We start from the raw sequence: 26,960 nt of genomic DNA on the forward strand, positions 1-26,960 counted from the left end.
GGCTTGTCGCTGATCGCCAGGCGCCGCTCACGGCCACTCATTCGGCACCGACCGCTTCTCCGGCTCCTTCATCTTCACCACGCAGAAGCGCTGGCCCGTCGGCGCTTCCATCACCCACCAGCGCTTCACGAACGCGACCTTCTTCGCGCCGAGCTTCTCCAGCCGTTCGGCTTCGGCATCGATGTCGTCGGCTTCGATGTCCAGGTGCACGCGCGAGGGGTGGTCGACTTTCTGCACTTCGATGTACAGATCGCCCGGCGTGTTTCCGAAGTTCTGGTATTCGGCGGTGTCGTCGCCCGCGTGGCGGTCGGCGATGGTCACGCCGAGCGCCTGGCTCCAGAAATCGGCGGCGGCGTCGAGGTCGTCGGTCTTGCAGTCGATGATGAAACCGGCAAGACGGCTGCGGTGCGCCATGGCAGGACTCCCGTTGGATGATGGGAGCAGGTTGTACCGCAGCTGCTGACAACCTCCTGTCAGCAGCTTGTCCAGCGAGGTAAACCCGGGCTGGGCTTCGCCTTGCCCGGGCTACGGGTGCGTTACTGGGGCAGGGCCATGTCGTCCAGCAGCGCCTTGAGGAAGCGCGCCGCTTCGCCGCCGGTGCAGGCGCGGTGGTCGAAGGTCAGCGAGATCGGCATGCGGCGGTGCACTTCGATGCCGCCCATCACGGCGACCACGTCATGGCTGAGCTTACCGGCGCCGATGATCGCCACGCACGGCGGCACGACGACCGGCGTCGCGTAGCGGCCGGCGAACATGCCGAAGTTCGACAGCGAGATCGTGTAGCCGCTCAGTTCGGTCGCGGGGATCGTGCGGTCCTCGACCTGCGCGCGCAGGCGCTGGATCGCGCCGCGAACGCCGGTGCCGTCGAGCATGTCGGCGTTGCGCAGCGCCGGCACGAACAGGCCGTCCTCGGTATCCACGGCGATGCCGATGTCCACATGCGGATGCAGCGTGCGCGTCAGCGTCTCGCCGTCGAACCATGCGTTGAGCGCCGGCACCGTCTTGCAGGCGGCGACGATCGCGCGCACCAGACGCGCGGTGATGTCCTGCTTGCCGAGCCACGCGTGCAGGTCGGCGTCGTCGCACAGCGTGGTCGGCACGACCTTCGCGTGCGCGTCGGCCATCACGCGCGCCATGTTGCGGCGCACGCCCTTGAGCTGTTCCGGCTGGCCGCTGGCGGCTACGCCCGGCGGCTGCGTGCGCATCGGCTTGCCGCCCTGCGACAGCGTGCTGCGCGCCGGCGCCGTCGTCGACGGTGCCGCTTGCGGGGCAGGGCTGGGGTGCGGGCGGGATGCGGGCAGTTCGGCACCGCCGGTGCCTTTCACCCGGGCGGACGGCGCGATGCCCGAGGCCGAACCGTCGGCGGCCGCGCGCTTCACGTCGTCCATCGTCACCACGCCATCGGCGCCGGACGCACGGACACGCGCGATGTCGACGCCGAGCTTGCGCGCCATTGCGCGCACGGCGGGCATCGCCTTGACGCCGCCCACCGCGACGGCCTGTTCGCTGCGCACCGCATCGGAGCTCTGCATCGCACCGACGACCGTGCCCGAATCCGCGCGCGCCTCGCCTTTCGGTGCTTCCTCGCCGGCATCGCTGATCACGCCGCCTTCGTCGGACGCGACGACCTTGTCGCCGTCTTCCGGCGCGTGGCTGCCGGCGCCGTGGTGGTGCCCGGTGTCTTGGCCTTCGGCGCGCTGCGGCATCGACGGATCGATCTCGAACTCGGCCAGCATCTTGCCGGTGACGATCACGTCGCCCGCCGCGCCGGCGAGCCGGACGACCGTGCCCGAGACGGGCGAGGGCACGTCGACGACGGCCTTCGCCGTTTCCATCGACACCAGGTTGTCGTCGAGGCGGATCGTGTCGCCTTCCTTCACGTACCACTCGACGATCGTCGCGTCGGGCAGGCCCTCGCCGAGGTCGGGGAGCAGGAAGGTCTTCTTCGTGTTGGCCATACGGTCGTTGTCTCGTTGGAGTGCGGTGGTGCCCTCGCGCGGTGCGCGGCGGGCGGGTATTCAGTGCCGGAACGTGGAAACCGCCGGCGTCGCGGTCACGCGTCCTCGCCGTCGTTGTCGTCGAGCAGTTCGAGCGAACGCGCCGGGATCCAGCCCTGGTGGCCGAGCGCGTTGCGCGCCCACCACCAGCCGGCGAGTTCGTACTGCAGCGTCACCACTTCGTCGGCCTGCGTGTCGAGCTCGCGCGTGTCGTAATCGTCGAGCGCGGTGGCCGGGCCCTGTTCGCGATCGAACAGCTTCGCCGGCACCCAGCCCTCATGGCCTTCGGCGATCGTGGTCCACACGAACTCGGGCCAGCCGGTGTCGCGATCGCCCAGCTGCACGGCGTCGCCGCGCGCGAGCCGGATCGGCGGGCGATCCGGCGCGTTGTGCGAGACGACGACGCGTGCGTGGCGCATGGCTCAGCTAGCCGCCAGCGTGCGCTTGGCGGCCGCGACGATGCGGTCGACGCTCGGCAGGTACTTCATTTCCAGGCGGAACAGCGGGATGTGCGTGTCGTAGCCGGTCACGCGTTCCACCGGTGCGAGCAGGTCGAACATCGATTCCTCGGCCAGGCGCGCTGCGATTTCCGCACCGAAACCGGCGGTCTTCGGTGCTTCGTGCACGATCACGCAACGGCCGGTGCGGCTGACCGATTCGGCGATGGTGTCGAAGTCGAGCGGACGCAGCGTGGCGACGTCGATGACCTCGGCGCTGATGCCTTCGCCGGCGAGCTTTTCGGCCGCTTCCAGCGCTTCCTTGACCTGCGCGCCCCACGTCACCAGCGTCACGTCGGTGCCGTCGCGCAGCACGTAGCACACGTCCAGAGGCAGCGCTTCGCCGTCGTCGGGCACGACTTCCTTGTACTGGCGGTAGATGCGCTTGGGTTCCATGAAGATCACCGGATCCGGATCGCGGATCGCAGCGAGCAGCAGGCCGTAGGCGCGCGCGGGCGAGGACGGCATCACCACGCGCAGGCCCGGCACGTTGGTGAAGATGGCTTCGTTCGCTTCGCTGTGGTGTTCCGGTGCGCGGATGCCGCCGCCCCACGGCACGCGAAGCACCATCGGGCAGCTGAGGCGACCGCGCGTGCGGTAACGGAAGCGCGCGGCGTGGCAGATGATGTGGTCGACCATCGGGTACACGAAGCCGTCGAACTGCGATTCGGCTACCGGCTTCATGCCCTGCGAGGCGAGGCCGACGGTGAGGCCGGCGATGGTGGTTTCGTCCAGCGGCGTATCGAGCACGCGCTCCGGACCGAACTGCTGCTGCAGGCCGGCGGTGGCGCGGAACACGCCGCCGTTGACCCCGACGTCCTCGCCGAGCACCAGCACCTTGTCGTCGGCGCGCATTTCATACGCGAGCGCCTGCGTGATGGCCTCGATCAGCGTGATCGCCGCCGGCGCGCCGACGGACTTGGCCGATTCGATCTTCTTCTTGTCTTCGGCGTTCATCAGCGGCCCTCCTGTGCGAGCGCGAAGGCGCGTTGCGCCAGCAGGTCCGGCGGCGGATCGGCGTAGAGGTAATCGAACATCGCCTCGACCGGCTGCACCGGCGTTTCGAGGTAGGCGTTGATCTCGACGTCAACCTTCTTGCCGCATTCCTCGGCCCAGGCCTTCTCTTCGTCCTCGCTCCACACGCCCTGCGCGGTGAGGTAGGCACGCAGGCGCGCGATCGGCTCGCGCGTCCAGGCGTCCTTCACTTCGCTTTCGTCGCGATAACGGCGTGCGTCGTCGGCGGTGGTGTGGTCGTGCAGGCGATAGGTCATGAACTCGATCACGCTGCCGCCCTCGCCGCTGCGCGCGCGTTCGCTCGCGCGGCGCATGCCTTCGAGCACGGCGATGAGGTCGTTGCCGTCCACCTGCAGGCAATGCAGGCCGCCGGCGAGGCCCTTCTGGGCGAGTGTCTTCGCGCCGGTCTGCGCCGAACGCGGGACGGAGATCGCCCAGCCGTTGTTCACCACGCACAGGATCAGCGGCAGCTGGTACGCACCGGCCGAATTGAGCGCGGCGTAGAAGTCGGTCTTCGACGAACCGCCGTCGCCGCAGCACGCCACGGCGAGCTGCTTCTGTTTCATCAGCTTGAACTTCAGCGCGGCGCCGGCGGCGTGCAGGCACTGCGTGGAAATCGGCACGCACCAGGCGTAATCCTGCTTGGGGCCGGAGAAGTCGTTGCCGCGTTCGTCGCCACCCCAGTACAGCAGCACTTCGCGCGGCAGCACGCCGCGCATGAACTGCGCGCCGTATTCGCGATAGCTCGGCGCGAACACGTCGTCGGGCTGCATCGACGCGCCGATGCCCACGTGCGTGGCCTCGTGGCCGAGGCAGCTGGCGTACGTGCCGAGCTTGCCGGTGCGCTGCAGCGCGATGGCCTTCGCGTCGAACGTGCGCACGAACAGCATCTGCTTGAACAGCGGCAGCAGCGCCTTGGGATCGCGGAACGCGGCGGGGAGCTCGGCGACGGGCTTGCCGTCGGCGCCGAGGTATTGCAGGTATTCGATTTCGAAGGTCGCGGCGACCGTCATCGCGGAAGTCCTGACTGGGTGTCGGTGACAGGGAGCCGAAGCGGCCGCGTCCCGGATCCAGTGCCGGCGCAGGACCGTTCGGAGGGCTGGGCCGGGGCATGCCCGACCTGGCTCCGAGGCGCGCCGGCGGCCTTGGAAAAACCGGGCCGTAGCGACGCGCTGTAGCCCGGGATGATACCCAAGGGCGCGTAAAGGCCCGTTGCGCGGTGCGGCATGCAACTTTGCGGAAAAGACGCTAGACGACGCCGGACGCGGCGGTATGGAACGCAGCTGAATGCGCGGCTCGGAAACGGAAAGGGCGCGGGTTCGCCGCGCCCTTCCTTGTGGTCACCTGTCGCCGATCAGCGGCGGATCGCCACCGTCAGCGTGTCGGTGTTGTCGGACGCGTCGGGATCGGGTGTGGCCGATTCGACACGTGCGTTGAACTCCAGCTGCGTGCCGGTGCGCGGGCGCTCCGGCACGACGATCGCGAAGGCGAACCACTGCACGTTCGTGCCGAGCGAAGCGTTCCGCGTGCACTGCGCGCGGAAGCCCGAGGTCGTCGCGACGCGCGCGCAACTCCAGCCGGCCGGCGCGGCGACGGCCGCGGCCGACACCGCGACGTTGCCGTCGATCGTCAGCGTCGGTTGCACCGCGGCATCCGGACCGGCGTTGCGTACCGGCACCAGGAACGTGGCGATCGCGCCCTTGCGCACCGGCAGCGCGCCGCCTTCAATGCGCACCGACAGGTCGGCGGCAGTGACCACCGTGACCTGCGCGACGGCGTCGTTGTCGGCGTTGGACGGATCGCGCGTCTGCGAGCGCGCGGCGACCGCCATGCGCACCACGCTGCCGTTCGCCAGCGCCAGCATCGTCGTGCGCAGCGTGAACGTCGCGTTCTGTTGCGAGGCGAGCGAGGCGAGCGTGCAGGCGACGGTCGTCGTGCCGGCGTCGTGCACGGGCGCGTCGCAGGTCCAGCCGGCGGGCACGTCGATGGCCGGCGTCACGTTCGCATCGAACGCGAACGCTACCGCGGCGCCATCGGCGGCGTCGGGGCCGGCGTTGTGCACGGTTGCGGTCCACGTCGCCACTTCACCGGCGCGCAGCGTCGCGGGCGACGCCGAAGCCGTGGTCGACAGGTTCGCGCTGCGGAACTGCGGCACGCGGATCGCCACCCGCACCGGATCGTGGTCGGACACGCGCAGCGGCACCGAGGTATCGCCGAAGTGATCCACCGCGAAGCCGGCGTTGATGCGCGCATGTTTGACGGAGACCGCGGAAGCGCCCATCACCACCGCTTCGTTCACCAGCACGTGGTCGAGCGTCTGCGCGTTGCCGGCGAAAACGTACGAGTAACGCTCGGCGGGATCGGCGATCAGTTCCGAGCCGTCGATCAGCGGCGTCGTTACCGGGCTGTCGACGTAGGTCAGCACCTGGTCTTCCGCGGCTTCGGTGCCCTTGATGACGCCGAGCACGTCGACGTAGCCGTCGTTGAACTCGAACGCGTTGAAGTCGCCGACCAGCACGATCTTCTCGTCCGGATTCGCGGTCTGCATCTGCTGCACCAGGCCGGCAAGGTACGCCGCCTGCGCGCCGCGCTTGGCCCGCACGCGTGCGCCGTCGGTGCTCCAGCCGTTGCTGCCCGGCGCGGTCGAATCGATGTCGCCGAGCGAACGCAGGTGGTTCACCACGACCGTCACCGGATACGTCGCGCCGTTGTCGTGATGCACGGTGGCGCGCAGCAGGAGCGGCGGGCGGTCGTTGAGCAGGCTGGTGCTGCCGTCGGGATTGGCGAGCGTCGCGTCCTTGCCGAACTGCACGACCTCACGGACCTCCACGCGCGAGACGCCTGCGCCAACGCTGCGCGTTGCCACGAGGAAGCCGACGTTGATGCCGCCCACGTCGTTGCCCTGCGACAGGTACGGCACGTACTGCGGTGCGCTCGCGCAACTTGCGTTGATGCGGTCGGCGAGCATGCCGAGCACGCGCAGGTTCTCCACTTCGACCACGCCGAGGACATCGGGCGTCTTGAGGTAATCGCAGATGACGCCCGCGGTCTTCGTCAGGCGCCTGTCGAGCGCTTCGGGCTTGATCGTCGGCGCGCCGTTGTTGTCGTCGACCTCGTCGAAGAAGCGCAGCAGGTTGAAGCCGCCGACGGTGACCTCGTCGCGCTGCGCATCGTTCACGGCCTGCGGCAGGCGGCCGCCGGTGACGGTCGGCGGCGTTGCCGTGTCGGGCAGCAGTGCCCACGTTCCGCCGAAGTAGTCGAGCACGCCAAGCAGCCCGGCCGCCTGCGCGCCGGCATCGGCCGACAGTGCGAACGCGCCGACCTGGCCGCGGCTGCGGACCATCAGGCGCTCGGGGTTGGTGTCGAACAGCGGCGGGTTCTTGCCGGGCGGCAGCGTCGCCAGCGCGGCGTCCATCACGCCGATGCCGGGTTCGCGGAACGGCGTCGGCACGTCGGGCAACGTCACGTAAAACACGCCGTCGCTGCTGGCGGTGGCGTCGTCCTCGTCGATGCGGCCTTCCGACGGGCCGACCACTACCGCGCTCGCCACGCTGACGCGCATACCTTCGAGGCGTTCGAGCGTGGCCGGCGTGGCAGCGGGCGACAGCTCTGCGGCGGTGAGTTCGACCGGTGCTGGCAGCCCGACGCCCGTTTCGAGCAGTTCCACCGTCGCGCCGGTGATCTCGGTGATCGTGAGCTGGTTGACGTTGGACGCCGGGACGAACTCCTCGACCTTGCCCGTCACCCGCACGCGGTTGCCCACCGCGGCCGAGGCCGGCGGCGCCGCGCTGGTGAAGACGAACACGCCGTCTGAGGTGGACGGATCGCCGTCGTCGTTCGCGGCCTGCAGGAAGAAGCCGTTGTTGAACTTCAGTGCGGTGACGATGCCTTCGGTCACCACGCGCTCGCCTTCCTCCGGCGAACGCAGCCCACTGCCCTGGATCTGCGCGATGGTGCGCGGCTTCGCGGGCTCCGGCTCCGTCGGCGTCGAGCCGCTGTTGCGCGGCGCCGGCGTGCCGGCGGTGAAGTCGGCATTGTTGTTGTCGGTGTCGGTCGCGCCGTTGTTGTTTCGCAGCGCGGCCGTGGCGGCGCTGAGCGTCGGCGCGGCGCCGGCCCCTTCGAAGAAGTTGGCGTTGCCGTAGCCGACCAGATCGGCGATCAGTGCGCGTTGTTCGGCCGAACACGGCGTGCTTGCGCCGTTGCAGGCGAGCGCGGCCGCCTGCCGGACGAGTGCGACCTTGCCGGCGCCGGCGGCCATCGCCGCGGGGCCGGTGGCGTCGGGCGTCGGCAGCGGCGCGCCGGCCGTGCCGCCGCTCATCGCGACCAGGAAATACTTGCCCGGCTGCACGGTCGCGGCCGGCAACACGGCGACGCCGCTGAAGTTGCCGGTGCCGGTCGCGCTGGCGTACTGCACCGACATGCCGGCCAGCGACACTGGCGTGGTGCCGCGGTTGTAGAGCTCCACGAAGTCGTTCGCGAAGACGGCCGTGCCGCCACCGCCGCCGCCGTAGACCTGGCTGATGACCACCTGCGCCTGCGCGCCGCCGGCCAGCGCCAGCAGCGATGCGAAGGAGAACAACGCGGCCGCGACGCGGCCCCTGACCCTGTCCATAAGTCTTTCCCCGTTGGTGGGCGGGCCCGTCGGGCCGCCCGAGTGAGCGTTCCTCGCTTGCCCACGCCCCTGTTCGCGGACCGGCCGAGTCTGCCGCATCGTCCGTCGCGGGTATTTCACGCGGGTGACCGTCCGTCCGGGCGAACGGCGTCGATGCGCTACCCTTTTCATCCCCTGGCCGGAACCTTCCGGCGTCACCCGAGCCTGCAATGACGGTCGAGAAGAACGAGCGCGAACTGGAATCGAGCATCCACACCGATTTCGAAGGGCGGATGAGCTATTCCGGTTACCTGCAGCTCGACACGCTGCTGTCGGCGCAGCAGCGGCTGTCCAACCCGCCGCAGCACGACGAACTGCTGTTCATCGTGCAGCACCAGGTCGCCGAGTTGTGGATGAAGCTGATGATCCACGAGCTGAAGGCCGCGATCGCGAACCTGCGCGAGGATCGCCTGGGCGAATGCCAGAAGATCTTCGCGCGCTGCAAGAACATCCTGCGCCAGCTGACCGAGATGTGGTCGGTGCTGGAGACGATGACGCCGTCGGACTACATGAAGTTCCGCGAGATCCTCGGCCCGTCGTCGGGCTTCCAGTCGCTGCAGTACCGCACGATCGAATTCCTGCTCGGCAACAAGAACGCGTCGATGCTGAAGGTGTTCGCGCACGACGCGAAGGCCGAAGGTGCGCTGCGCGAAGTGCTCGAATCGCCCAGCCTCTACGACGAGGCGCTGCGTTACCTCGCGCGCCATGGCCATGACGTTCCGGCGCGCCACGTCGAACGCGACTGGTCGCAATCGCACGTGGCGGATCCCGAATTGCTGCCGGTGTTCGAACGCATCTACGAGAACGTCGACGCGCACTGGGCCGCGTACCACCTGTGCGAGGACCTGGTCGACCTGGAAAGCCAGTTCCAGCTGTGGCGCTTCCGCCACATGCGCACGGTGATGCGCATCATCGGTTTCAAGCGTGGCACCGGTGGATCCAGCGGCGTCGGCTTCCTGCGGCAGGCGCTGGACCTCACCTTCTTCCCCGAGCTGTTCGACGTGCGCACGATGATCGGCGGCGGCCCGGCGTACCACTCGCCACCGGCGGAGTAAGGGTCGATGGCGCGCCGCGTGCACGACTGCGTCGGCGCGCTGCTGGTGCGCGACGGACACGTGCTGCTCGGCCGGCGACGCGATGATTGCGACTGGCTCGCCGGTGCGTGGGACGTCTTCGGCGGCCACGTCGAGGCGGGCGAAAGCGGCGAGCAGGCGATCGCGCGGGAACTGGCGGAGGAACTCGGGCTCGTCGTCGAGGCGCACGACTTGTTCTATCTGGGCGACCTCGAAGGTGCCGAGCCCGAGCCGTGGCGCCTGCGGCTGTACCGCGTCGCCAACTGGACCGGCGAGCCGGCGAACCTCGCGGAGCATTCCGAACTGCGCTGGTGCGCGCTCGAAGACGCGCAGGCGAAGCTGCGCGACGCGCATCCGGACTTCCCGCGTTTGCTCGCATTGGCGGTCGAAGCCTCGGCCGCCGCCGGCCGGCCCTGATCGTCCCTGTTCAGCCGGATGCTGCGCCGCAGCACGGCTTTTCCGCCTTCACGTGTGTTTGACGGAAGGGGCGCGGCCCGGTAATCCTCCCCGGTCCCGTGCCGCCCGGCGTGGGTTTTCCTTTGTCAGTACTTGATCCACCACGGGGGACACCGCATGAGCGGAACCGCTACACCGACGCCCGGCCAGGCCGCGCCTCTTCCCGCATTCCCACAGACCATGGGCCATCCGCGCCCGCTGTGGATGCTCTTCATGACGGAGTTCTGGGAGCGCTTCGCGTTCTACGGCATCCGCTGGGCGCTGGTGCTCTACATCGTCGCCCAGTTCTACGACGGCAGCGGCACGGGCGAGACGCCCGCCAACCAGCTCTACGGCGCCTACCTGGCACTGGTGTACGCCGCGGCGATCTTCGGCGGCTACGTGGCCGACCGCGTGATCGGCTACCAGCGATCAATCCTGCTCGGCGCGACGATCATGGCCGCGGGCCTGTTCATGATCGCGATGCCGAACCATGAGGTCTTCAAGCTCGGCCTGGCGACGATCATCGCCGGCAACGGCCTGTTCAAGCCGAACATCTCCACGATGGTCGGCAAGCTCTACGCCGTCGGCGACGAGCGCCGCGACTCGGGTTTCACCCTGTTCTACATGGGCATCAACCTGGGCGCGATGGTCTCGCCGCTGATCACCGGCTGGTTCGCCGAGAACGTGTTCGGTTCGCCCGACATGCCGGCCTACAAGGTGGTGTTCATCACCTCCGGCATCGGCATGCTGATCAGCCTGGTCTGGTTCTGGATCGGCCGCGGCCAGCTGCAGGGCATCGGCCTGCCGCCGGTCGGCAGCGAGAGCCGCAAGCGCCTGGCGATCACCGCGCTGTGCGCGATCATCGCGATACCCGGCATCTACTTCCTGCTGAGCATGGGCGCCGACTCGCTGCAGTGGGTGCTCACGGCGATGTTCGTCGCGCTGGCGATCCTGCTGCTGGTGGAAGGCGTCCGCGAAGGCCCGCGCCAGCGCGACATGGTCATCGCGATGCTGATCATCTTCGCGTTCAACGTGCTGTTCTGGTGCTTCTTCGAACAGGCCGGCAGCTCCTTCAGCTTCCTCGCCGAGAAGATCGTCAACCGCGACTTCGGCGGCTGGACGTTCCCGGTGGGCTGGTTCCAGTCGGTGAACTCGGTGGCGATCATCACGCTGGCGCCGATCATCGCGTGGATCTGGGTGAAGATGGGCCGCCACAACCCGTCGATCCCGCGCAAGTTCAGCCTGGGCCTGATCTTCAACGGCCTGGCGTTCCTGCTGCTGATGTTCGCGCTGTCGACGCTGGTCGATCCGCAGACGCTGAAGATCCCGTTCTGGACGCTGTTCGCGGTGTACTGGATCCAGTCCATCGGCGAGCTGTGCCTGTCGCCGATCGGCCTGTCGATGGTGACCAAGCTGGCGCCGGTGCGCCTGGTCGGCTTCGGCATGGGCGGCTGGTTCCTGTCGACCGGCATCGGCAACAACCTGTCGGGCATCTTCGCCAGCCACGTGTCGGGCGAGACCGGCATGAACGTGCAGTCGGCGCTGTCGGGCTACACCTTCGGCTTCTGGGCGCTGGTGATCCCGGGCGTGCTGCTGTTCCTCATCGCGCCGCTCGTGCAGCGACTGATGCATGGGGTGAAGTGACGATCCGGCCCGCTCGCGCTTTGCGCGAGCGGCTTTGCCGGATCGTCATCCCGGCGTAGGCCGGGATCCAGGCCCGCAGACCTTCAAATCGCGGTGCTGGAAAAAACAACGGCGACCTTCGGGTCGCCGTTGTGGTTTCCGCAGTTCGCATCGCAGGGTGGCCGCGCGAGCAAGGGCCTACGAAACCCCTTCCGCCTCGGCCCGCAGTTCCAGTTCGTCCAGCTTGTCGAGCAGGCGGAACAGCACGGCGCGCTCCTGGTCGTCGATGCCGTCGAGCAGGCGTCGCTCGAACGCCAACGCCAGCGGCGCCACTTCGTCATAGATGCGGTAGCCGCCCTCGGACAGTTTCAGCACCGAACGACGCCGGTCGTCGCCGTGGATCTCGCGATCCAGACGCCCCGCATCGAGCAGGCGCGCGACGGCGCGGCTCACGGCGACCTTGTCCATCGCGGTGCGCTGGGCGACCTCGTTGGCCGACAGCCCCGGATAGCGGCCTAGCACCGCCATCACCCGCCATTCGGTGATGCTGAGCTGGAATCGCTCGGTGTAGATGCGCGCGATCGTGCCGCTCACGCGGTTGCTCAGCACCGAGAGCCGGTACGGCAGGAAATGCTCAAGGTCGAGCTGGGCGTGGCCGGGCAGGGGCCCGAGCGGGCCCTGGTTGAGCTTGGGAATTCCGGGGTCGCGCGCATTCATGATGCGATGTGCCTTGATTATGGTTTCAGGTGAAACTATAACGGTCGTTTCCGAATGGCCCGGCCGGAAGTCCGTCCCCACAGCCGGGCCGCTATCTGAGAACAATGCCATGAATGCGCAGCCCAACCTCGGCATGCAGGTCACCACGTTCGAGAACCCGCTCGGCATCGACGGCTTCGAGTTCGTCGAATTCGCCGCCCCGGCCGGCCAGGGCGAGGCCCTGCACGATTATTTCCGCAAGCTGGGCTTCACGGCCGTGCTGCGCCACAAGACGCGCGCAATCACCGTGTATCGCCAGGGCGACGTGAACTTCCTCGTCAACGAGGACCCGGACAGCTTCGCGGCCGATTTCGCAGCCAAGCACGGCCCGAGCGCGTGCGGCTTCGCGATCCGCTTCAAGGAAACCTCGCAGAAGGTGTTCGACACCGTCGTCGGCAACGGCGGCGAGGCCATCACCGACAAGGCCGAGACGCGCGCCGTCGCCGCGCCGGTGGTGAAGGGCATCGGCGACTGCATGCTGTACCTGGTCGACCGCTACGGCGCCGCCGGTTCGATCTACGACGGCGACTACCTGCCGGTGCAGGGCGCCGAAGCCGCGCCGAAGGGTTTCGGGCTGACCTTCATCGACCACCTCACGCACAACCTCTACTTCGGCAACATGCAGAAGTGGTCGGACTATTACGAGCGACTGTTCAACTTCCGCGAGATCCGCTACTTCGACATCAAGGGCGCCAAGACCGGCCTGGTGTCCAAGGCGATGACCGCGCCGGACGGCATCGTGCGCATCCCGCTGAACGAGTCCAACGATCCCAAGTCGCAGATCAACGAATACCTCGACGCCTACAAGGGCGAGGGCATCCAGCACATCGCCTGCTTCACCGACGACATCTACGAGACCGTCGAGGCGATGCGCGCGCAGGGCGTGGAGTTCCTCGACACGCCGGACACGTATTTCGAGGTGATCGACCAGCGCGTGCCGGGCCACAACGAGGACGTCGAGCGCCTGCGGAAGAACAAGATCCTGATCGACGCCGACCGCGAAACGCACCAGCGCAAGCTGCTGCAGATCTTCACGCAGAACGCGATCGGCCCGATCTTCTTCGAGATCATCCAGCGCAAGGGCAACGAAGGCTTCGGCGAAGGCAACTTCCAGGCGCTGTTCGAAAGCATCGAGCGCGATCAGATGCGGCGCGGGGTGTTGTAAGCGTCAGCCGGGAGGGCCGTCGACACGAGGGCATCGCCCCACGATCTGCCGGTGTTTGAGTCCCTCTCCCTCCGGGAGAGGGGTTGGGGTGAGGGTAGGGAAGCCCATGTCGTCCAAGCCGCCATTGCCGACACGAACCCACGCGCATGCGAAGCGGTTGCGTGGCGGCATGACGGACTCGGAGCGCGTGCTGTGGCAACGGTTGCGTGCGAGCCAGCTCGGCGGCTTCAAGTTTCGTCGCCAACGTCCAGTGCCCCCGTACATCGTGGACTTCTACTGCGAGCGTGCGCGGTTGGCGGTCGAAGTGGATGGCTCGCAGCACACGGCCGTATCGGATGCGGCGCGGGACGCCTTCCTCCACTCGCGCGGAATTGCGATCCTCCGCTTCGCAAGCAATGAAGTTCTTCAGCAACTGGACGCGGTGATCGAGGCGATCTGGAACCATCTGGACACCCCGACCCTCACCCCAACCCCTCTCCCGGAGGGAGAGGGGCTACAAGCAAAGGCGGACCCGTCATGACCATCACCAGCAACGGCTACCAATCCGGTTTCGGCAACGAGTTCGCGACGGAGGCGGTAGCCGGCGCGCTGCCGGTCGGGCGCAACTCGCCGCAGCGCGTCGCGCACGGGCTGTACGCCGAGCAGATTTCCGGTACGGCGTTCACCGCGCCGCGCCATGCGAACCGTCGCAGCTGGCTGTACCGCATCCGCCCGGCGGCGATGCACGGCGGGTTCTCGCCGTATCCGCATCCGAAGGCGTCGTTCCACAACGACTTCGACGACGCGCCGATCTCGCCCGACCAGCTGCGCTGGAGCCCGTTGCCGATGCCGGAAAGCCGCGTCGATTTCGTCGATGCGCTGTTCACCATGGCCGGCAACGGCTCGCCCGCCGCGCAAAGCGGCGTCGCGATCCACGTTTACGCCGCCAATCGCGACATGCAGGGCCGCTGGTTCTACGACGCCGACGGCGAACTGCTGATCGTGCCGCAGCAGGGGCGGCTGCATATCGAGACCGAACTCGGCGTGCTCGACGTCGAGCCGCAGGAAATCGCCGTGATTCCGCGCGGCATCCGCTTCGCGGTGACGTTGCCCGATGGCGAGGCGCGCGGTTACGTTTGCGAGAACTTCGGCGCGATGCTGCGGCTGCCGGACCTCGGCCCGATCGGCAGCAACGGCCTGGCGAACCCGCGCGATTTCCTCGCGCCGAACGCCGCGTACGAAGACGTCGACGGCGACTTCGAACTCGTCGCGAAATTCCAGGGACACCTGTGGCGCGCCGACATCGGCCACTCGCCGATCGACGTCGTCGCATGGCACGGCAACTACGCGCCGTACAAGTACGACCTGCGCCTGTTCAACACGATCGGTTCGATCTCCTTCGACCATCCCGATCCGTCCATCTTCCTGGTGCTGCATTCGCCCAGCGACACGCCGGGCACCAGCAACATGGATTTCGTGATCTTTCCGCCGCGCTGGCTCGTCGCGCAGGACACGTTCCGTCCGCCGTGGTTCCACCGCAACATCGCCAGCGAGTTCATGGGCCTGGTGCACGGCGCCTACGACGCGAAGGCCGAGGGCTTCGTGCCCGGTGGCGCGTCGCTGCACAACTCGATGACGGGCCACGGCCCGGACGCGGCGACCTTCGAGAAGGCGAGCGCGGCCGATCTGTCGAAGCCCGACGTCATCCGCGACACGATGGCCTTCATGTTCGAAACGCGCGCCGTCATCCGCCCGACTAAGCAGGCGATCGACGCCGCGCATCGCCAACGCGATTACCAGGCGTGCTGGGCCGGGCTGCAGAAGCACTTCGACGCCCGGCGCTGACGTACGCGCCCGGCGCATTTGCGCGCCGTTGACGTCGCCCCGGAGTAGGCTGCCCGCCAGTCGTTCACGAGGGCGCGGTGCGATGAGGATGGCGATGGCGACGGTGCTGCTGCTGGCATTGTCGGCCTGCGGCGAACGCGGGCCGGCGCAGCCGACCCCATCGGCGCCAGCATCGGCAAAGACGGAAGCCGCGCCCGCCAGCCCGGCGTCGCCGACACCTTCGACGACACCGCCGTCGGCGCCTGTCGCACAACCCGCCGGCGTGATGCCCGCCCCCGGCGCGATCGGTTACGCCGGCTTCGGCCCCGCGCCGTTCGGCGCCACCGAGGAGCAGGTGCGCATGGCGTGGGGCAAGGACCTCACGGGCCCAAAGCCCGACACGCCCGCGGGTTGCTACTACCTCATGCCGCAGCCGCGTCCGCAGGTCGGCTATCGCATCGGTTTCATGTTCGAGGATTCGCGCTTCGTGCGCATCGACGTGGACACGCCCGACATCGAGGCACCGGGCGGCGGCCGCATTGGCATGACCACGCAGGACATCCAGCGGCTCTACGCGGGCCATGTGCAGATGCAGAACCACAAGTACGTCGAAGGCGGCCACTACCTGCGCATTCCGAACCCCGGCGGCGGTTCGGGCGTGGTGCTGTTCGAGACCGATGCGGACGGGCGCGTGACCGCGTGGCGCATCGGCGAGCCGCCGCAGGTCGATTACGTGGAAGGCTGTTCCTGAGACCCGTGTCGTGTACGCCGCATGTCGCCTCGGGCATAGAATCCAGGGATTGAGGACGTGGAGGGGGACACGATGCTCGAGGCCATAGGCTGGTTCGTACTGGGGCTGGTGCTGCTCGCACTGGGCGGCGATTCGATCGTGAAGGGCGCTTCCGGCCTCGCGCAGCGGCTGGGCGCGTCTCCCTTCGTTGCCGGCTTGGTGCTGGTGGCCTTCGGCACGTCGCTGCCGGAACTGGCGGTCAACTGGCAGGCGGTCGCCCGCCACCAGCCGCTGCTGGCGCTGGGCAACGCGGTCGGCAGCAATGTCGCCAACGTGGGCCTGACGCTCGGCGCGGCGGCGTTGATCGCCCCGATGACCGTGCGCTGGCGCGCGCTGTCGCCGCTGCTGCTGGCGCTGCTGCTCGGCACGTTGCTGACGATGCTGCTCGGCTCCGACGGCACGCTGACGCGCGTGGAGGGTTTCGTGCTGCTGGTCGTGTTCGTCGCGGTCGTGACGTACGCCGCGATCCGCACGCGCCGCGAAGCGCCCGAACTGCAGGATGCGATCGCCGCGTTCGCGCGCACCAGCACGGACCTCTGGCTCAACCTCATCCGCTTCGGCATCGCCGCGGTGCTGCTGTACTTCGGCTCGCGCATGGTCGTGCGTAGCGCGCCGACCATTGGCGAAGGCATCGGCATGGCGCCCCTGCTCACCGGCCTGATCCCGGTGGCCATCGGCACGGCGCTCCCGGAAATGGCCGCGGCCATCTCCGCCGCACGCAAGGGCCATGGCGACATCGTCGTGGGCCACGTCATCGGTTCCAGCCTGTTCAACGTGCTGGTGGTGATCGGCGGCATGGCGGCGATCGGCGGCTCCGTCGCGTTCCCCGAATCGTTCGTGATGTTCGAACTGCCGGCGGCGTGCGTGTTCGCGCTGATGCTCTATCCGATGCTGCGCGGCGACCTGCACATCAGCAAGGGCGAAGGCGCGGGTCTGGTGATCGCGTTCCTCGCGTGGGTCGCCTTCGAACTGCTCACGATGCATTGAACGCGCGCGTGCGACGCGCACGTCCGGTGCGCGCCGCAGGGGCCGATATACTTCCGGGATGACGCAATCCCCGATGCACGCCACGAACCGGCCCTCTCCGCGCGCACTGCGTGGGCTGGCCGAGTTCTTCCGCCTGGAGGCCGCCGGCGGGATCGTGCTGATCGCCGCCGCCGTGCTGGCGATGGTCGCGGCGAACTCGCCGCTGGTGTCGTACTACGAAGGCTTCCGCGCGCTGCCCGTGCAGGTGCGCGTGGGCGCGTTCGAGATCGCCAAGCCGCTGCTGTTGTGGATCAACGACGGCCTGATGGCGGTGTTCTTCCTGCTGGTCGCACTGGAGATCAAGCGCGAGGCGCTGAGCGGCCAGCTCGCGACGCGTGCGCAACTCGTGCTGCCGATGGTGTGCGCCGCCGCAGGTGTCGCGGTGCCGGCGCTGCTGTTCGTCGCGCTGAACCACCACGACGCGCAGGCGATGCGCGGATGGGCGGTGCCGACGGCGACCGACATCGCCTTCGCGCTCGGCGTGCTCGCGCTGCTGGGCTCGCGCGTGCCGGCGGGCATGAAGCTGCTGCTGTCGACGATCGCGGTGGTCGACGACCTCATCGCGGTGCTGATCATCGCGTTCTTCTATTCGCACGGCTTGTCGGTGACGGCGCTGGTGTGGGCCGCGGTCGCCGTCGCCGGCATGTGGCTGCTCAACCGCCGCGGCGTGATGCGCCTGGCGCCGTACCTGCTGCTGGGCGTGGTGCTGTGGGTGTGCGTGCTGAAGTCCGGCGTGCATGCGACGCTCGCCGGCGTCGTGACGGGGCTGATGATTCCGCACGGCCGTCGCAATGACGATGTCGCCGACACGCATGTGCATTCGCCGCTGGAATCGCTGGAACACGCGCTGCATCCGTGGGTCGCGTACGCGATCCTGCCGGTGTTCGCCTTCGCCAACGCCGGCCGCGTGCTCGGTGGCATGCGGCTCGACGATCTGCTCGCGCCGCTGCCGATGGGGGTCGTGCTCGGGCTGGTGGTCGGCAAGCCGATCGGCATCGTCGGCGCCGCGGTGCTGATGCGCGCGCTTGGCTGGGCGCGTTTCCCCGACGGGATGGACCTGCGCGCGATGATCGGACTCGGGCTGATGTGCGGCATCGGCTTCACGATGAGCCTGTTCATCGCATCGCTCGCGTACCACGACACCGACGCCTACGGCTCGGCGGTGCTCGGCGTACTGATGGCCTCGCTGCTGTCGGCGGTGGGCGGCTGGCTGTGGTTGCGCGCGACGTTGCCGCGCACGACGAGGATGGACTGAAGGCATGCGGCACGCACTGGTGTTCGGCGCGACCGGACAGATCGGTTTTCCCCTGCTCGGGCTGCTGCGGAACGACGGCTGGCGCATCACGGCACTGTCGCGTGCGGAACAGTCCGACGAACCCGGCCTGCAATGGCTGCGCGGCGAACTTCCCGGCGCGCAGGGCCTGCCCGCGCGCGTGGACGCGATCTTCAGCTGCGGTCCACTGGACGGGTTCGCGAACTGGTATGCGACCTCGCAGATCCAGGCCGCGCGCGTGATCGCCTTCGGTTCGACCAGCGTCGAGGTGAAGCGCGGTTCGGCCGATGCGGAAGAACGCGATGTCGCGCGGCGCCTGCGCGAAGGCGAGGAGCGGGTGTTCAAGACCGCCGGCGAACGCGGCGCCACCGCTACGCTGCTGCGTCCGACGTTGATCTACGGCGCCGGACGCGACGCGACGCTCACGCGCATCGCGCAGCTCGCCAGCCGCTGGGGGCGCTTCCCGCTGCCGCGCGGCGCGAACGGGCTGCGCCAGCCGGTACACACCGACGACCTCGCCGCCGCGGCGTTCGCCTGCGCGAACACGCCGGCGACGCAGGGCCAGACGTATGCCTTGCCCGGTGGCGAAACGCTCACCTATCGCGACATGGTCGCGCGCGTGCTCGCATCGTTGAATCCGCCGCCGACGCTCGTCGAACTGCCGTCGCCGATGTTCAACGCAGCGCTGTTCGTGGCGCAGCTTACCGGCCGCGCGACCGGTCTCGGCGAAGCTGCGGTGCGCCGCATGCGCAGCGACCTCACGTTCGACATGAGTCCGGCGCAGCGCGATTTCGGTTACGCGCCGCGTGCGTTCCGTCCGCGTGCGCAGATGTTCCAGCCGCGCAGCAGCGACGAAGGCTGAGTCAGATTTGCTCGGCGCGCGGGGCCGGACGCTGCCGGCTCAGCGCGCGCAGCGCGATCAGCAGCACGCCGCCCAGGACCATCGCGCCGCCGATGAGCAAACGCGGCCCGGGGCGGTCGCCCCAGAACGCGATGCCCAGGCCCATCGCCAGCACCGGCACCAGCAGCAGCCACGGCATCACGCGCGCGACCGGATGGCGCTGCACCAGCACGTAGTACAGCCCGTGTCCGAGCAGCGAGGACACGAACGCCGCATACAGCGCGCCGGCCCACGCCACCCAGCTCCACTGCGGCAGCGTGGCGAGCGCGCCCGGCTCCAGCACGGCGCTGATCGCCAGCAGCGGCAGCACGGCGAAGATCGCCGTCCAGCCCTGCTGGCTGTAGACGTCCATGCCGCGCAGGCCCTTCATCAGCACGGTGCCGATGGCGAGGAACGCCGCCGACACCAGCATCAGCACGAGCGACATCGGGTGGTCCATCACGGTCGGATCGAGTCCGAGCACGAGCACGCCGGCGAAGCTGATCCCGATCGCCAGCCCCGTGCGCCACGCGAAGCGCTCGCCGAGCCACCACCACGCCAGCAGCGTCGTCATCGGCACGTAGCTCTGCATGACGATGGCGGGCGACGACAGATCGCCGGCGAGCTTCAGCGCGGTGAAGCTCAAGCCGAAATGCAGCACGCCGATGCACAGGCACACCGCGAGCAGGCGCGGCCACTGGCCGGGCGCGGGCCGCTTCACCAGCCACGCCAGCGGCAGCGCGAGCAGCGCGAAACGCAAGGCGGTGAACAGGAACGGCGGGATTTCGCGCATTGCCAGCGCGGACGTCAGGAAGTTCACGGCCCAGGCCGCGACGACCACCAGGACCAGCATCAGATCGCGCGGGGACATGGCACTCCACGGACGCGGGGAGGGAGTCGTCCGTCGCTCTATTGTCCTCGTTTCGCCGCGGGCGCGGCCAGACGTGCGTGCACATCGTCGGCCTTCGCGCGGCTTGATCCGGCTCAAGCGCGCAGACCGCGCGTGTTTCTACAGTCGCCCGCTCGTGCAAAGGGGGAGGACCCATGGCGACGATCCTGTTCGAGCAGCCCGGCCACCGCTGCATCGCCTTCAGCGACCTGGTGCGCGGCGACGACGGCGTGCAGGCGAACCAGTTCCTGATCCAGCATGGCGACGCGAGCGCGCTGCTCGATCCCGGCGGGGCGCTGCTCTACAACCCGCTGATCCTCGCGATCGGCGAGTTCGTCGCGCCGACCGACGTGACCTGGCTGCTGTGCTCGCATCAGGATCCGGACATCATCGGCTCGGTCGACAAGTGGCTGCTGTACACCAACACCACGGTGGTGTGTTCGAAGCTGTGGGGCCGCTTCGTGCCGCACGTCGTGCCGGGCTATCTGCGCAATGCGGGAAGCGATCGCTACCACCTGCTGCCCGACGAAGGCGGGCACATTCCGATGGGCGACAGTTCCGTTCGCGCGCTGCCGGCGCACTTCATGCATTCGGTGGGGAATTTCAGCTTCTACGATCCCGTCAGCCGGATCCTGTTCTCCGGCGACGTCGGCGCGTCGATGGTGCCCAGCCGCACGCCGTATGCGTTCGTCGACGACTTCGACGTGCACGTGTCGCGCATGGAAGGTTTCCATCGACGCTACATGGCATCCAACCGCGCCACGCGATTGTGGGCGCGGATGGTGCGCCAGCTCGCGCCGTCGATGATCGTCCCGCAGCACGGGTTGCCGATGCGCGGCGAGACGATGGAGCGCTTCCTGGACTGGATCGAACGGCTCGAGTGCGGCGTGGACCTGATCGGGCCGGAGCACTACCGACTGTGAGAAGCCGGTTGTTAGGCCTCAGTAGCGCAGCCCGATCTTCCGGTACAGCTTCGACAGCACCCATGCCGGGCCGATCAGCAGATACGTCAGGTCGGTGAGAAAGCTCGGGCGCTTGTTCTCGTAGCGCGCGCTGTGGCCGATGAACTGGCCGATCCACGCGACGACGAACACGCCGACCGCCAGCCACAGCAGCGTCGAGGTGCCGTAGGTGTCGTGGATCCACTTGGTCAGCAGGCCCATCAGCACGTACATCGCCAGCATGCCCAGGCCGAGCAGGCGCGAGGCGCGGTAGTAGAACAGCACGGTGGCGAGCATCGCCACGCCCGCCCAGAAACCATCGTTCATCCACGACGCCGGCGTCGGGATGCACCACAGCAGCGCGATCACGCTCCACAGGATCGCCGGCACGCAGATCACGTGGATGCGCTGGTTCGTCTGGTTGCGATGGTCGGCGGAGTAGTGCGCGAACCAGCGGTCGATCGGGCGCTGCGTGGCGTGCTGCGAAGATTCGGCGGCGGTGTTCATGTCGACCCCTCCCAAGGCGCATGACGGTCCGCGCCCGCGCGCGGATGGGAGGAGGATAGCGGGATCGGGACGCAGGCGCCCGATCCCGCGGTACCGCCCGGCGGTCAGTCGACCGAGATGCCGGCCAGCTTCATCAGCGCCTCGGCGTACTTCGCGCGGGTGCGTTCGATGACCTCGGCCGGCAGGTTCGGGCCCGGGGCCGTCTTGTTCCAGTCGAGCGTTTCCAGGTAGTCGCGCACGAACTGCTTGTCGTAGCTCGGCGGGCTGGTGCCGACCTCGTATTCGTCCGCGGGCCAGTAGCGCGACGAATCGGGCGTCAGCATCTCGTCCATCACGTACAGGTGGCCGTCGGCGTCCAGGCCGAATTCGAACTTCGTGTCGGCCAGGATGATGCCGCGCTGCGCCGCGTAGTCGCGGGCGTACTTGTACAGCCGCAGCGTCGCGTCGCGCACCTGTTCGGCCAGGTCCGCGCCGACGGTGCGCACGGCGGTGTCGAAGTCGATGTTCTCGTCGTGGTCGCCAACGGCGGCTTTGGTCGACGGGGTGAAGATCGGTTCGGCCAGCTGCTCGGCCTGGCGCAGGCCGTCGGGCAGGGCGATGCCGCTGACGCGGCCGGTGCGCTGGTAATCCTTCCAGCCGCTGCCGATGAGGTAGCCGCGCGCGATGCATTCCACCGGCACGGGCTTGAGCTTCTTGGTCACCACCGCGCGCTTGCCGTACAACGCCGCGTCGACGCCCTCGGGCAGCACCGAGGCGACATCGATCCCGGTGAGGTGGTTGCGGATGATGTGGTCGGTCTTGCCGAACCAGAAATTGCTGATCTGGCAGAGCATCTCGCCCTTGCCCGGAATCGGATCGGGCAGCACCACGTCGAAGGCGGAAAGGCGATCGGTCGCGACCATCAGCAAACAGTCGCCGGCGCCGGCGGGCAGGCGATCGGCAGGGAGGTCGAAGACGTCGCGGACCTTGCCGCGATGGCGGAGATGGAGGCCGGGAAGGTCGGACTGGAGCAGGGTCGTGGACAACGCAGGAATCCCCGATGGGTGCGATGGAGCCCCCGCCCGACGCTCGCCTTGCCTCGCGCGCGTGCGCGACAGGGCCGGCCAGTGTACGCCGGCCGGCGGCGACGTGCAGGTACACTGTCGACGGACCTAAACGGGCGACCGCGGACCGCGGGGAGGACGATGAAACGCTGGTACGGCAAGCTCCTGGGCTTCTTCGCGGGGGCCGCGTTGTTCCGCACCAACCCGCTGTTCGGGGCCCTGATCGGGCTGCTGGTGGGCCACGCCTTCGACACCGACTGGTTCAAGCTGCGCCGGGACAACCCGTATGCCGCGCTGGGCCTGACGTCCGACGCGACCGATGCCGAGGTCGACCAGGCCTACCGTCGCCTGATGTCCCAGTACCACCCCGACCGCGTCGCCGGCGCCGCGTCCGAGCTGCGCGAGCAAGCCGAAATCCGCGCCCGCGAGATCAACCAGGCTTACGACCGCATCAAGACTTTGCGTCGGAACCGCTGACCCAACCACGAACGCCGCCGAGCATCCCCCATGCAATCCACCGTCATCGCCCCGTCCATCCTTTCGGCCAACTTCGCCAAACTGGGCGAGGAAGTCGACAACGTGCTCAACGCCGGCGCCGACTGGGTGCACTTCGACGTGATGGACAACCACTACGTCCCGAACCTCACCATCGGCCCGATGGTCTGCGAGGCGCTGCGCAAGCACGGCGTCACCGCGCCGATCGACGTGCACCTGATGGTCGAACCGGTGGACCGCATCGTCCCCGACTTCGCCAAGGCCGGCGCCACGCTGATCAGCTTCCATCCCGAAGCCAGCGCGCACGTGCACCGCACGATCCAGCTGATCAAGTCGCACGGCTGCCAGGCGGGCCTGGTGCTCAATCCCGCTACGCCGGTCGACGCGCTGGAGTGGGTGCTCGAAGAGCTCGACATGGTGCTGCTCATGTCGGTCAATCCCGGCTTCGGCGGACAGAGCTTCATTCCGTCGGCGCTGGAGAAACTGCGCCGCGTGCGCAAGATGATCGACGCCACCGGCAAGCCGATCCGCCTGGAAATCGACGGTGGCGTGAAAGCCGACAACATCGCCGAGATCGCCGCCGCCGGCGCGGACACCTTCGTTGCAGGCTCGGCGATCTTCAACGCCACCGATTACGCCGACGTGATCGGCCGCATGAAGGACGCCGTGTCGAAGGTGCGCGGATGAAAACCTGCGACCTGTGCGATCTGCACGACGCGCAGGTGCGCGTGGTCGAGCTGCCGTTGCAGGACTTCGGCGGCCGCATCGCGTTCAACGGAATCGTCAGTACCGTGCGCGCCGACGAGGACAACTCGCGCGTGCGCGAAGCGGTGGACGAACCGGGGCAGGGCCGCGTGCTGGTGGTGGACGGCGGCGGTTCGATGCGACGCGCGATGCTCGGCGACCTGCTCGCGGCCAAGGCCGCGGAGAACGGCTGGGCGGGCGTGATCGTGTTCGGCGCGATCCGCGACAGCGATGCGATCTCGACCATCGCGCTGGGCGTGAAGGCGCTGGGCACCTGCCCGCGCAAGACCGACAAGCTCGGCGCGGGCGAGCGCGATGTCGAAGTGGAATTCGGCGGCGTGCGCATCCGCCCCGGCGACTGGCTGTGCGCGGACGAAGACGGCGTGGTCGTGGCCGACACCGACCTGCGCTGAAGCAGGCGCGAGCATTCCAACGAACGAAAACGAAAGCGGCAGGCCATCGCTGGCCCGCCGCCGGGAATGCTTGGAGGCAATCCAGCCTCCGTCCGTCGTCCTTGAGAATGGACTCTGATTCTCCGCACGTTCGATGACGGACGTGTGACGCATCGGCCGTCGCCGACGCGCTGTTCGCCCGTTCACGAACGCTCGCGCCCGCGCCGTTTAGCCTGCACGCGGGTTCCCCACGCAGAACGACCATGGCGACGCACTGGCGCCTGATCCTCAACGGAAAATCCGCGGGAAACGACGCCGTGCGCGACGCCGTCGTGGCGATGCGAGCCGGCGGCGCGACGCTCGACGTGCGCGTGACGTGGGAACGCGGCGATGCGGCGCGTTATGTCGACGAGGCCGTCGACGATGGCGTGCATTGCGTGATCGCCGGCGGCGGCGACGGTTCGCTGGGCGAAGTCGCCGCGGCGCTGGCCGAACGCCATGAGGACGCCGCAACGCTGCCCGCGCTTGCCGCGATGCCGCTGGGCACGGCGAACGATTTCGCCACTGCCGCCACGATCCCGCTCGATCCGCACGACGCCCTGCGCCTGGTCGCCGACACGCCGGCGCACGCCATCGACATGCTGCGCGTGGAGGCCGACGGCGTGCGGCACTGGTGCATCAACCTGGCCAGTGGCGGATTCGGCACGGAAGTCACGGTGGAAACCGACGATGGCCTGAAGAAACTGCTCGGCGGTCTGGCCTATCTGGTCACAGGTATCGCGAAGATGGGCCGGATCGAGCCGGTCGCCGCACACGTGCACGGCGAGGGGGTCGACTGGCGCGGCGCGCTGATCGCGCTGGGCATCGGCAACGGCCGGCAGGCCGGCGGCGGGCAGCTGTTGTGCCCGGACGCACGCATCGACGACGGACTGCTCGACCTCACCATCATCCCCGAACTCGAAGGCGAACTGGCCACCACCGTCGCCACGCTGGTGCGCGAAGGTCGCGGCGCCGCGCTCGAACGCGTCGGCGAGCGTGGCCGCATGCGCGCGGTGACCATCGAAGCGCAGGACGGCGAGATTGCGCTCAACCTCGATGGCGAACCCGTGCAGGCACGGCGGTTCGCCATCGCCTGCGTGCCCGCGCGCCTGCGCATGCACCTGCCGGAACACTGTCCGCTCCTTGCGCCGGCTCGCCTCGCGCTGCGCTGACCCGGTAGAGTACGGGCGATGAGCCGCGTGCCCGACCTCTTTTCGACGATCCCGCATTTCCGCCTCGGTGCGGAGGGGCGATGGCGACCGTGCGTCGCCTGCCACCTCCCATCGACTTCCAAGGAAATGCCGCGTGACCTCCGATTCCCCGTCTTCGCAACACGCTGATACCCACACCCTCGTTCCCGTCGTCCGCGAAGTCCTGAGCGACCTCGACACGCCGCTGTCGGTCTACCTCAAGCTCGCCGACGGCCCGCACACCTACCTGTTCGAATCGGTCGAAGGCGGCGAGCGTTTCGGCCGCTATTCGATCATCGGCCTGCCCGCGCGCCGCGTGTACGCGTTCGCCGGGCACACGCTGTTCGTGACCGAGGATGGCGAGTTGGTCGAAAGCCGCGTCGTGGACGATCCGTTCGCCGAAGTCGAGCGCCTGCGCGCGATGCACAGCGTGCCGACGATTCCCGACCTGCCCGGCTTCACCGGCGGGCTGGTGGGCTGGTTCGGCTTCGAGTCGATCCAGTACATCGAACCGCGGTTCGCCGGCGGCGAAAAGGAAGACGAACTCGGCACGCCCGACATTCTGCTGATGCAGAGCGACGAGCTGGCGGTGTTCGACAACCTCAAGGGCCGGCTGTACCTGATCGTGCACGCCGACCCGTCCGAGCCACGCGCGATGGCGCGCGCGAACCGCCGGCTGGACGAACTCGTGCATCGCCTGCGCCAGGGCGGGCCGGGTTATCCGGAGACGCTGGAAGGCCGGTTGCTGGACGAAGGCGATTTCGTGTCCGGCTTCACGCGCGAAGGGTTCATCGCGGCGGTGGAGAAGTCGAAGGAATACATCCGCGCCGGTGACATCTTCCAGGTCGTGCTGAGCCAACGCCTGTCGGTGCCCTTCAAGGCGCGCCCGGTCGACGTGTACCGCGCGCTGCGTGCGCTCAATCCGTCGCCGTACATGTACTACCTCGATGTGGGCGGCACGCAGGTCGTCGGCTCTTCGCCGGAAATCCTCGTGCGCCTGCAGGACGGCAAGGTCACCGTGCGGCCGATCGCCGGCACGCGCCCGCGTGGCGACACGCCCGAGCGCGACGCGGAACTGGAGGCCGAACTGCTGGCCGATCCGAAGGAACGCGCCGAGCACCTGATGCTGATCGACCTCGGCCGCAACGACGTCGGCCGCGTCTCGGAGGCGGGCACGGTCGAGGTCGGCGAGCAGTTCGTGATCGAGCGCTACAGCCACGTCATGCATATCGTCAGCGAAGTCACCGGCACGCTGAAGCCGGGCCTGAGCTACGCCGACGTGCTGCGCGCGACATTCCCCGCCGGCACCGTCAGCGGCGCGCCCAAGATCCGCGCGCTGGAAGTGATCCGCGAACTCGAACCGATCAAGCGCAACGTCTACGCCGGTTCGATCGGTTACCTCGGCTGGGGCGAGCCCGGCCGCAGCGGCGACGCCGACACGGCGATCGCGATCCGCACCGCCGTCATCCAGGACGGTCGCCTGTACGTGCAGGCCGGCGCCGGCATCGTCTACGACTCCGATCCGGCGATGGAATGGGAGGAGACGATGAACAAGGGGCGCGCGTTGTTCCGCGCCGTCGCGCAGGCCGCGCGCGGTTTGTGATCGGCACGCATCGCGGCGTTCGCGCGCCGTGATGCGATACCCCGGCGGTTCTCACGCGGCGTTCACTGCGTGCGACCGGGCGGCCGGAAGTCCGCGCCCGCAACGTTAATTTCACAAACGGCGCGCTTCAC

The 26,960-nt window shown here is 68.5% G+C and carries 26 protein-coding genes; 16 read left to right on the forward strand and 10 right to left on the reverse strand.

Annotated elements, in window-relative coordinates; all coding sequences use genetic code 11:
• Positions 1-27: 27 nt before the first annotated feature.
• The 6 genes from DX912_RS04550 to DX912_RS04575 all read right to left on the reverse strand — a co-directional run bounded on the left by DX912_RS04550 (position 28) and on the right by DX912_RS04575 (position 8,120).
• Positions 28-414 (reverse strand): VOC family protein, encoded by a 387-nt coding sequence (locus DX912_RS04550; protein WP_115841285.1) that lies wholly within the window; start codon positions 412-414, stop codon positions 28-30.
• 122 nt (positions 415-536) lie between these two features.
• A complete protein-coding gene (locus tag DX912_RS04555; RefSeq protein ID WP_115841286.1) occupies positions 537-1,958 on the reverse strand; it encodes a dihydrolipoamide acetyltransferase family protein in 1,422 nt (473 codons plus the stop codon).
• A 95-nt stretch (positions 1,959-2,053) separates the two neighbouring features.
• Positions 2,054-2,416 carry an SH3 domain-containing protein gene (locus DX912_RS04560; protein ID WP_115841287.1) on the reverse strand — a complete coding sequence of 121 codons (363 nt, stop codon included), beginning with the start codon at positions 2,414-2,416 and terminating at the stop codon, positions 2,054-2,056.
• A gap of 3 nt (positions 2,417-2,419) precedes the next feature.
• Positions 2,420-3,451 (reverse strand): alpha-ketoacid dehydrogenase subunit beta, encoded by a 1,032-nt coding sequence (locus DX912_RS04565; protein ID WP_115841288.1) that lies wholly within the window; start codon positions 3,449-3,451, stop codon positions 2,420-2,422.
• Complete coding sequence (gene pdhA / locus DX912_RS04570; RefSeq protein ID WP_115841289.1) at positions 3,451-4,521, reverse strand: pyruvate dehydrogenase (acetyl-transferring) E1 component subunit alpha; 1,071 nt, start codon at positions 4,519-4,521, stop codon at positions 3,451-3,453. Before pdhA ends, DX912_RS04565 begins: the two co-directional genes overlap by 1 nt.
• 341 nt (positions 4,522-4,862) lie before the next feature.
• The gene (locus DX912_RS04575) at positions 4,863-8,120 is read right to left on the reverse strand and encodes a lamin tail domain-containing protein (RefSeq protein WP_181902704.1); all 3,258 of its coding nucleotides are present in this window, start codon (positions 8,118-8,120) and stop codon (positions 4,863-4,865) included.
• Positions 8,121-8,329: 209 nt separating this feature from the next.
• Between DX912_RS04575 and DX912_RS04580 the strand changes: the two genes are divergently transcribed.
• The 3 genes from DX912_RS04580 to DX912_RS04590 all read left to right on the forward strand — a co-directional run bounded on the left by DX912_RS04580 (position 8,330) and on the right by DX912_RS04590 (position 11,314).
• Entirely contained in the window at positions 8,330-9,214 is an 885-nt protein-coding gene (locus DX912_RS04580) for a tryptophan 2,3-dioxygenase (RefSeq protein ID WP_115841291.1), read from the forward strand.
• Positions 9,215-9,220: 6 nt separating this feature from the next.
• Entirely contained in the window at positions 9,221-9,649 is a 429-nt protein-coding gene (locus tag DX912_RS04585; protein ID WP_115841292.1) for an NUDIX domain-containing protein, read from the forward strand.
• A gap of 156 nt (positions 9,650-9,805) precedes the next feature.
• Complete coding sequence (locus DX912_RS04590; protein ID WP_115841293.1) at positions 9,806-11,314, forward strand: peptide MFS transporter; 1,509 nt, start codon at positions 9,806-9,808, stop codon at positions 11,312-11,314.
• A 177-nt stretch (positions 11,315-11,491) separates the two neighbouring features.
• On the opposite strand, the gene DX912_RS04595 is transcribed toward DX912_RS04590, so the two are convergent.
• Entirely contained in the window at positions 11,492-12,010 is a 519-nt protein-coding gene (locus tag DX912_RS04595; RefSeq protein ID WP_115841294.1) for a MarR family winged helix-turn-helix transcriptional regulator, read from the reverse strand.
• Between the two features lie 133 nt (positions 12,011-12,143).
• Between DX912_RS04595 and hppD the strand changes: the two genes are divergently transcribed.
• The 7 genes from hppD to DX912_RS04630 all read left to right on the forward strand — a co-directional run bounded on the left by hppD (position 12,144) and on the right by DX912_RS04630 (position 18,968).
• Positions 12,144-13,214 carry a 4-hydroxyphenylpyruvate dioxygenase gene (hppD, locus tag DX912_RS04600; protein WP_115841494.1) on the forward strand — a complete coding sequence of 357 codons (1,071 nt, stop codon included), beginning with the start codon at positions 12,144-12,146 and terminating at the stop codon, positions 13,212-13,214.
• 106 nt (positions 13,215-13,320) lie between these two features.
• Positions 13,321-13,734: an endonuclease domain-containing protein gene (locus DX912_RS04605; RefSeq protein ID WP_115841495.1), complete on the forward strand. Its 414-nt coding sequence runs from the start codon at positions 13,321-13,323 to the stop codon at positions 13,732-13,734.
• Entirely contained in the window at positions 13,731-15,038 is a 1,308-nt protein-coding gene (hmgA, locus tag DX912_RS04610; RefSeq protein ID WP_115841295.1) for a homogentisate 1,2-dioxygenase, read from the forward strand. Before DX912_RS04605 ends, hmgA begins: the two co-directional genes overlap by 4 nt.
• Positions 15,039-15,120: 82 nt before the next feature.
• Positions 15,121-15,768 carry a hypothetical protein gene (locus DX912_RS04615; protein ID WP_147298563.1) on the forward strand — a complete coding sequence of 216 codons (648 nt, stop codon included), beginning with the start codon at positions 15,121-15,123 and terminating at the stop codon, positions 15,766-15,768.
• Positions 15,769-15,840: 72 nt separating this feature from the next.
• On the forward strand, positions 15,841-16,794 hold the full coding sequence (locus DX912_RS04620; protein ID WP_115841297.1) for a sodium:calcium antiporter: 954 nt from the start codon (positions 15,841-15,843) through the stop codon (positions 16,792-16,794).
• A 73-nt stretch (positions 16,795-16,867) separates the two neighbouring features.
• On the forward strand, positions 16,868-18,088 hold the full coding sequence (nhaA, locus tag DX912_RS04625) for a Na+/H+ antiporter NhaA (RefSeq protein WP_115841298.1): 1,221 nt from the start codon (positions 16,868-16,870) through the stop codon (positions 18,086-18,088).
• 4 nt (positions 18,089-18,092) lie between these two features.
• On the forward strand, positions 18,093-18,968 hold the full coding sequence (locus DX912_RS04630) for an SDR family oxidoreductase (RefSeq protein ID WP_115841299.1): 876 nt from the start codon (positions 18,093-18,095) through the stop codon (positions 18,966-18,968).
• A gap of 1 nt (position 18,969) precedes the next feature.
• On the opposite strand, the gene DX912_RS04635 is transcribed toward DX912_RS04630, so the two are convergent.
• Complete coding sequence (locus DX912_RS04635) at positions 18,970-19,857, reverse strand: DMT family transporter (RefSeq protein ID WP_115841300.1); 888 nt, start codon at positions 19,855-19,857, stop codon at positions 18,970-18,972.
• 173 nt (positions 19,858-20,030) lie between these two features.
• On the opposite strand from DX912_RS04635, the gene DX912_RS04640 reads away from it, so the two are divergent.
• Positions 20,031-20,798, forward strand: coding sequence for an oxygen-binding di-iron domain-containing protein (locus DX912_RS04640; protein WP_115841301.1), 768 nt, complete (start codon positions 20,031-20,033; stop codon positions 20,796-20,798).
• Between the two features lie 18 nt (positions 20,799-20,816).
• Here the strand turns inward: DX912_RS04640 and DX912_RS04645 are convergent, their stop codons facing one another.
• Entirely contained in the window at positions 20,817-21,323 is a 507-nt protein-coding gene (locus tag DX912_RS04645) for an Mpo1 family 2-hydroxy fatty acid dioxygenase (protein WP_115841302.1), read from the reverse strand.
• A 104-nt stretch (positions 21,324-21,427) separates the two neighbouring features.
• A complete protein-coding gene (locus DX912_RS04650) occupies positions 21,428-22,348 on the reverse strand; it encodes a phosphoribosylaminoimidazolesuccinocarboxamide synthase (protein ID WP_115841303.1) in 921 nt (306 codons plus the stop codon).
• A gap of 159 nt (positions 22,349-22,507) precedes the next feature.
• On the opposite strand from DX912_RS04650, the gene DX912_RS04655 reads away from it, so the two are divergent.
• The 5 genes from DX912_RS04655 (at position 22,508) to trpE (ending at position 26,829) form a co-directional block, all read left to right on the forward strand.
• Positions 22,508-22,843, forward strand: coding sequence for a J domain-containing protein (locus DX912_RS04655; protein WP_115841304.1), 336 nt, complete (start codon positions 22,508-22,510; stop codon positions 22,841-22,843).
• A 30-nt stretch (positions 22,844-22,873) separates the two neighbouring features.
• A complete protein-coding gene (gene rpe / locus DX912_RS04660; protein WP_115841305.1) occupies positions 22,874-23,548 on the forward strand; it encodes a ribulose-phosphate 3-epimerase in 675 nt (224 codons plus the stop codon).
• Positions 23,545-24,018 (forward strand): ribonuclease E activity regulator RraA, encoded by a 474-nt coding sequence (gene rraA / locus DX912_RS04665; RefSeq protein ID WP_115841306.1) that lies wholly within the window; start codon positions 23,545-23,547, stop codon positions 24,016-24,018. The genes rpe and rraA overlap by 4 nt, the downstream gene beginning before the upstream one ends.
• A gap of 242 nt (positions 24,019-24,260) precedes the next feature.
• Positions 24,261-25,208: a lipid kinase YegS gene (gene yegS, locus DX912_RS04670; protein ID WP_115841307.1), complete on the forward strand. Its 948-nt coding sequence runs from the start codon at positions 24,261-24,263 to the stop codon at positions 25,206-25,208.
• A 133-nt stretch (positions 25,209-25,341) separates the two neighbouring features.
• Complete coding sequence (gene trpE / locus DX912_RS04675; RefSeq protein WP_115841308.1) at positions 25,342-26,829, forward strand: anthranilate synthase component I; 1,488 nt, start codon at positions 25,342-25,344, stop codon at positions 26,827-26,829.
• The last annotated feature ends 131 nt before the right edge of the window (positions 26,830-26,960 follow it).

This window comes from Lysobacter soli (assembly GCF_003382285.1).
Classification (GTDB): Bacteria; Pseudomonadota; Gammaproteobacteria; order Xanthomonadales; family Xanthomonadaceae; genus Lysobacter_J; species Lysobacter_J soli.

What these genes read in the sequence shown, in the direction of transcription:
- DX912_RS04550 (WP_115841285.1), bottom strand. Translation starts at nt 414, where the DNA reads ATGGCGCACCGCAGCCGTCTTGCCGGTTTCATCATCGACTGCAAGACC.
- DX912_RS04555 (WP_115841286.1), bottom strand. Translation starts at nt 1,958, where the DNA reads ATGGCCAACACGAAGAAGACCTTCCTGCTCCCCGACCTCGGCGAGGGC.
- DX912_RS04560 (WP_115841287.1), bottom strand. Translation starts at nt 2,416, where the DNA reads ATGCGCCACGCACGCGTCGTCGTCTCGCACAACGCGCCGGATCGCCCG.
- DX912_RS04565 (WP_115841288.1), bottom strand. Translation starts at nt 3,451, where the DNA reads ATGAACGCCGAAGACAAGAAGAAGATCGAATCGGCCAAGTCCGTCGGC.
- pdhA (WP_115841289.1), bottom strand. Translation starts at nt 4,521, where the DNA reads ATGACGGTCGCCGCGACCTTCGAAATCGAATACCTGCAATACCTCGGC.
- DX912_RS04575 (WP_181902704.1), bottom strand. Translation starts at nt 8,120, where the DNA reads ATGGACAGGGTCAGGGGCCGCGTCGCGGCCGCGTTGTTCTCCTTCGCA.
- DX912_RS04580 (WP_115841291.1), top strand. Translation starts at nt 8,330, where the DNA reads ATGACGGTCGAGAAGAACGAGCGCGAACTGGAATCGAGCATCCACACC.
- DX912_RS04585 (WP_115841292.1), top strand. Translation starts at nt 9,221, where the DNA reads ATGGCGCGCCGCGTGCACGACTGCGTCGGCGCGCTGCTGGTGCGCGAC.
- DX912_RS04590 (WP_115841293.1), top strand. Translation starts at nt 9,806, where the DNA reads ATGAGCGGAACCGCTACACCGACGCCCGGCCAGGCCGCGCCTCTTCCC.
- DX912_RS04595 (WP_115841294.1), bottom strand. Translation starts at nt 12,010, where the DNA reads ATGAATGCGCGCGACCCCGGAATTCCCAAGCTCAACCAGGGCCCGCTC.
- hppD (WP_115841494.1), top strand. Translation starts at nt 12,144, where the DNA reads ATGCAGGTCACCACGTTCGAGAACCCGCTCGGCATCGACGGCTTCGAG.
- DX912_RS04605 (WP_115841495.1), top strand. Translation starts at nt 13,321, where the DNA reads ATGTCGTCCAAGCCGCCATTGCCGACACGAACCCACGCGCATGCGAAG.
- hmgA (WP_115841295.1), top strand. Translation starts at nt 13,731, where the DNA reads ATGACCATCACCAGCAACGGCTACCAATCCGGTTTCGGCAACGAGTTC.
- DX912_RS04615 (WP_147298563.1), top strand. Translation starts at nt 15,121, where the DNA reads ATGAGGATGGCGATGGCGACGGTGCTGCTGCTGGCATTGTCGGCCTGC.
- DX912_RS04620 (WP_115841297.1), top strand. Translation starts at nt 15,841, where the DNA reads ATGCTCGAGGCCATAGGCTGGTTCGTACTGGGGCTGGTGCTGCTCGCA.
- nhaA (WP_115841298.1), top strand. Translation starts at nt 16,868, where the DNA reads ATGCACGCCACGAACCGGCCCTCTCCGCGCGCACTGCGTGGGCTGGCC.
- DX912_RS04630 (WP_115841299.1), top strand. Translation starts at nt 18,093, where the DNA reads ATGCGGCACGCACTGGTGTTCGGCGCGACCGGACAGATCGGTTTTCCC.
- DX912_RS04635 (WP_115841300.1), bottom strand. Translation starts at nt 19,857, where the DNA reads ATGTCCCCGCGCGATCTGATGCTGGTCCTGGTGGTCGTCGCGGCCTGG.
- DX912_RS04640 (WP_115841301.1), top strand. Translation starts at nt 20,031, where the DNA reads ATGGCGACGATCCTGTTCGAGCAGCCCGGCCACCGCTGCATCGCCTTC.
- DX912_RS04645 (WP_115841302.1), bottom strand. Translation starts at nt 21,323, where the DNA reads ATGAACACCGCCGCCGAATCTTCGCAGCACGCCACGCAGCGCCCGATC.
- DX912_RS04655 (WP_115841304.1), top strand. Translation starts at nt 22,508, where the DNA reads ATGAAACGCTGGTACGGCAAGCTCCTGGGCTTCTTCGCGGGGGCCGCG.
- rpe (WP_115841305.1), top strand. Translation starts at nt 22,874, where the DNA reads ATGCAATCCACCGTCATCGCCCCGTCCATCCTTTCGGCCAACTTCGCC.
- rraA (WP_115841306.1), top strand. Translation starts at nt 23,545, where the DNA reads ATGAAAACCTGCGACCTGTGCGATCTGCACGACGCGCAGGTGCGCGTG.
- yegS (WP_115841307.1), top strand. Translation starts at nt 24,261, where the DNA reads ATGGCGACGCACTGGCGCCTGATCCTCAACGGAAAATCCGCGGGAAAC.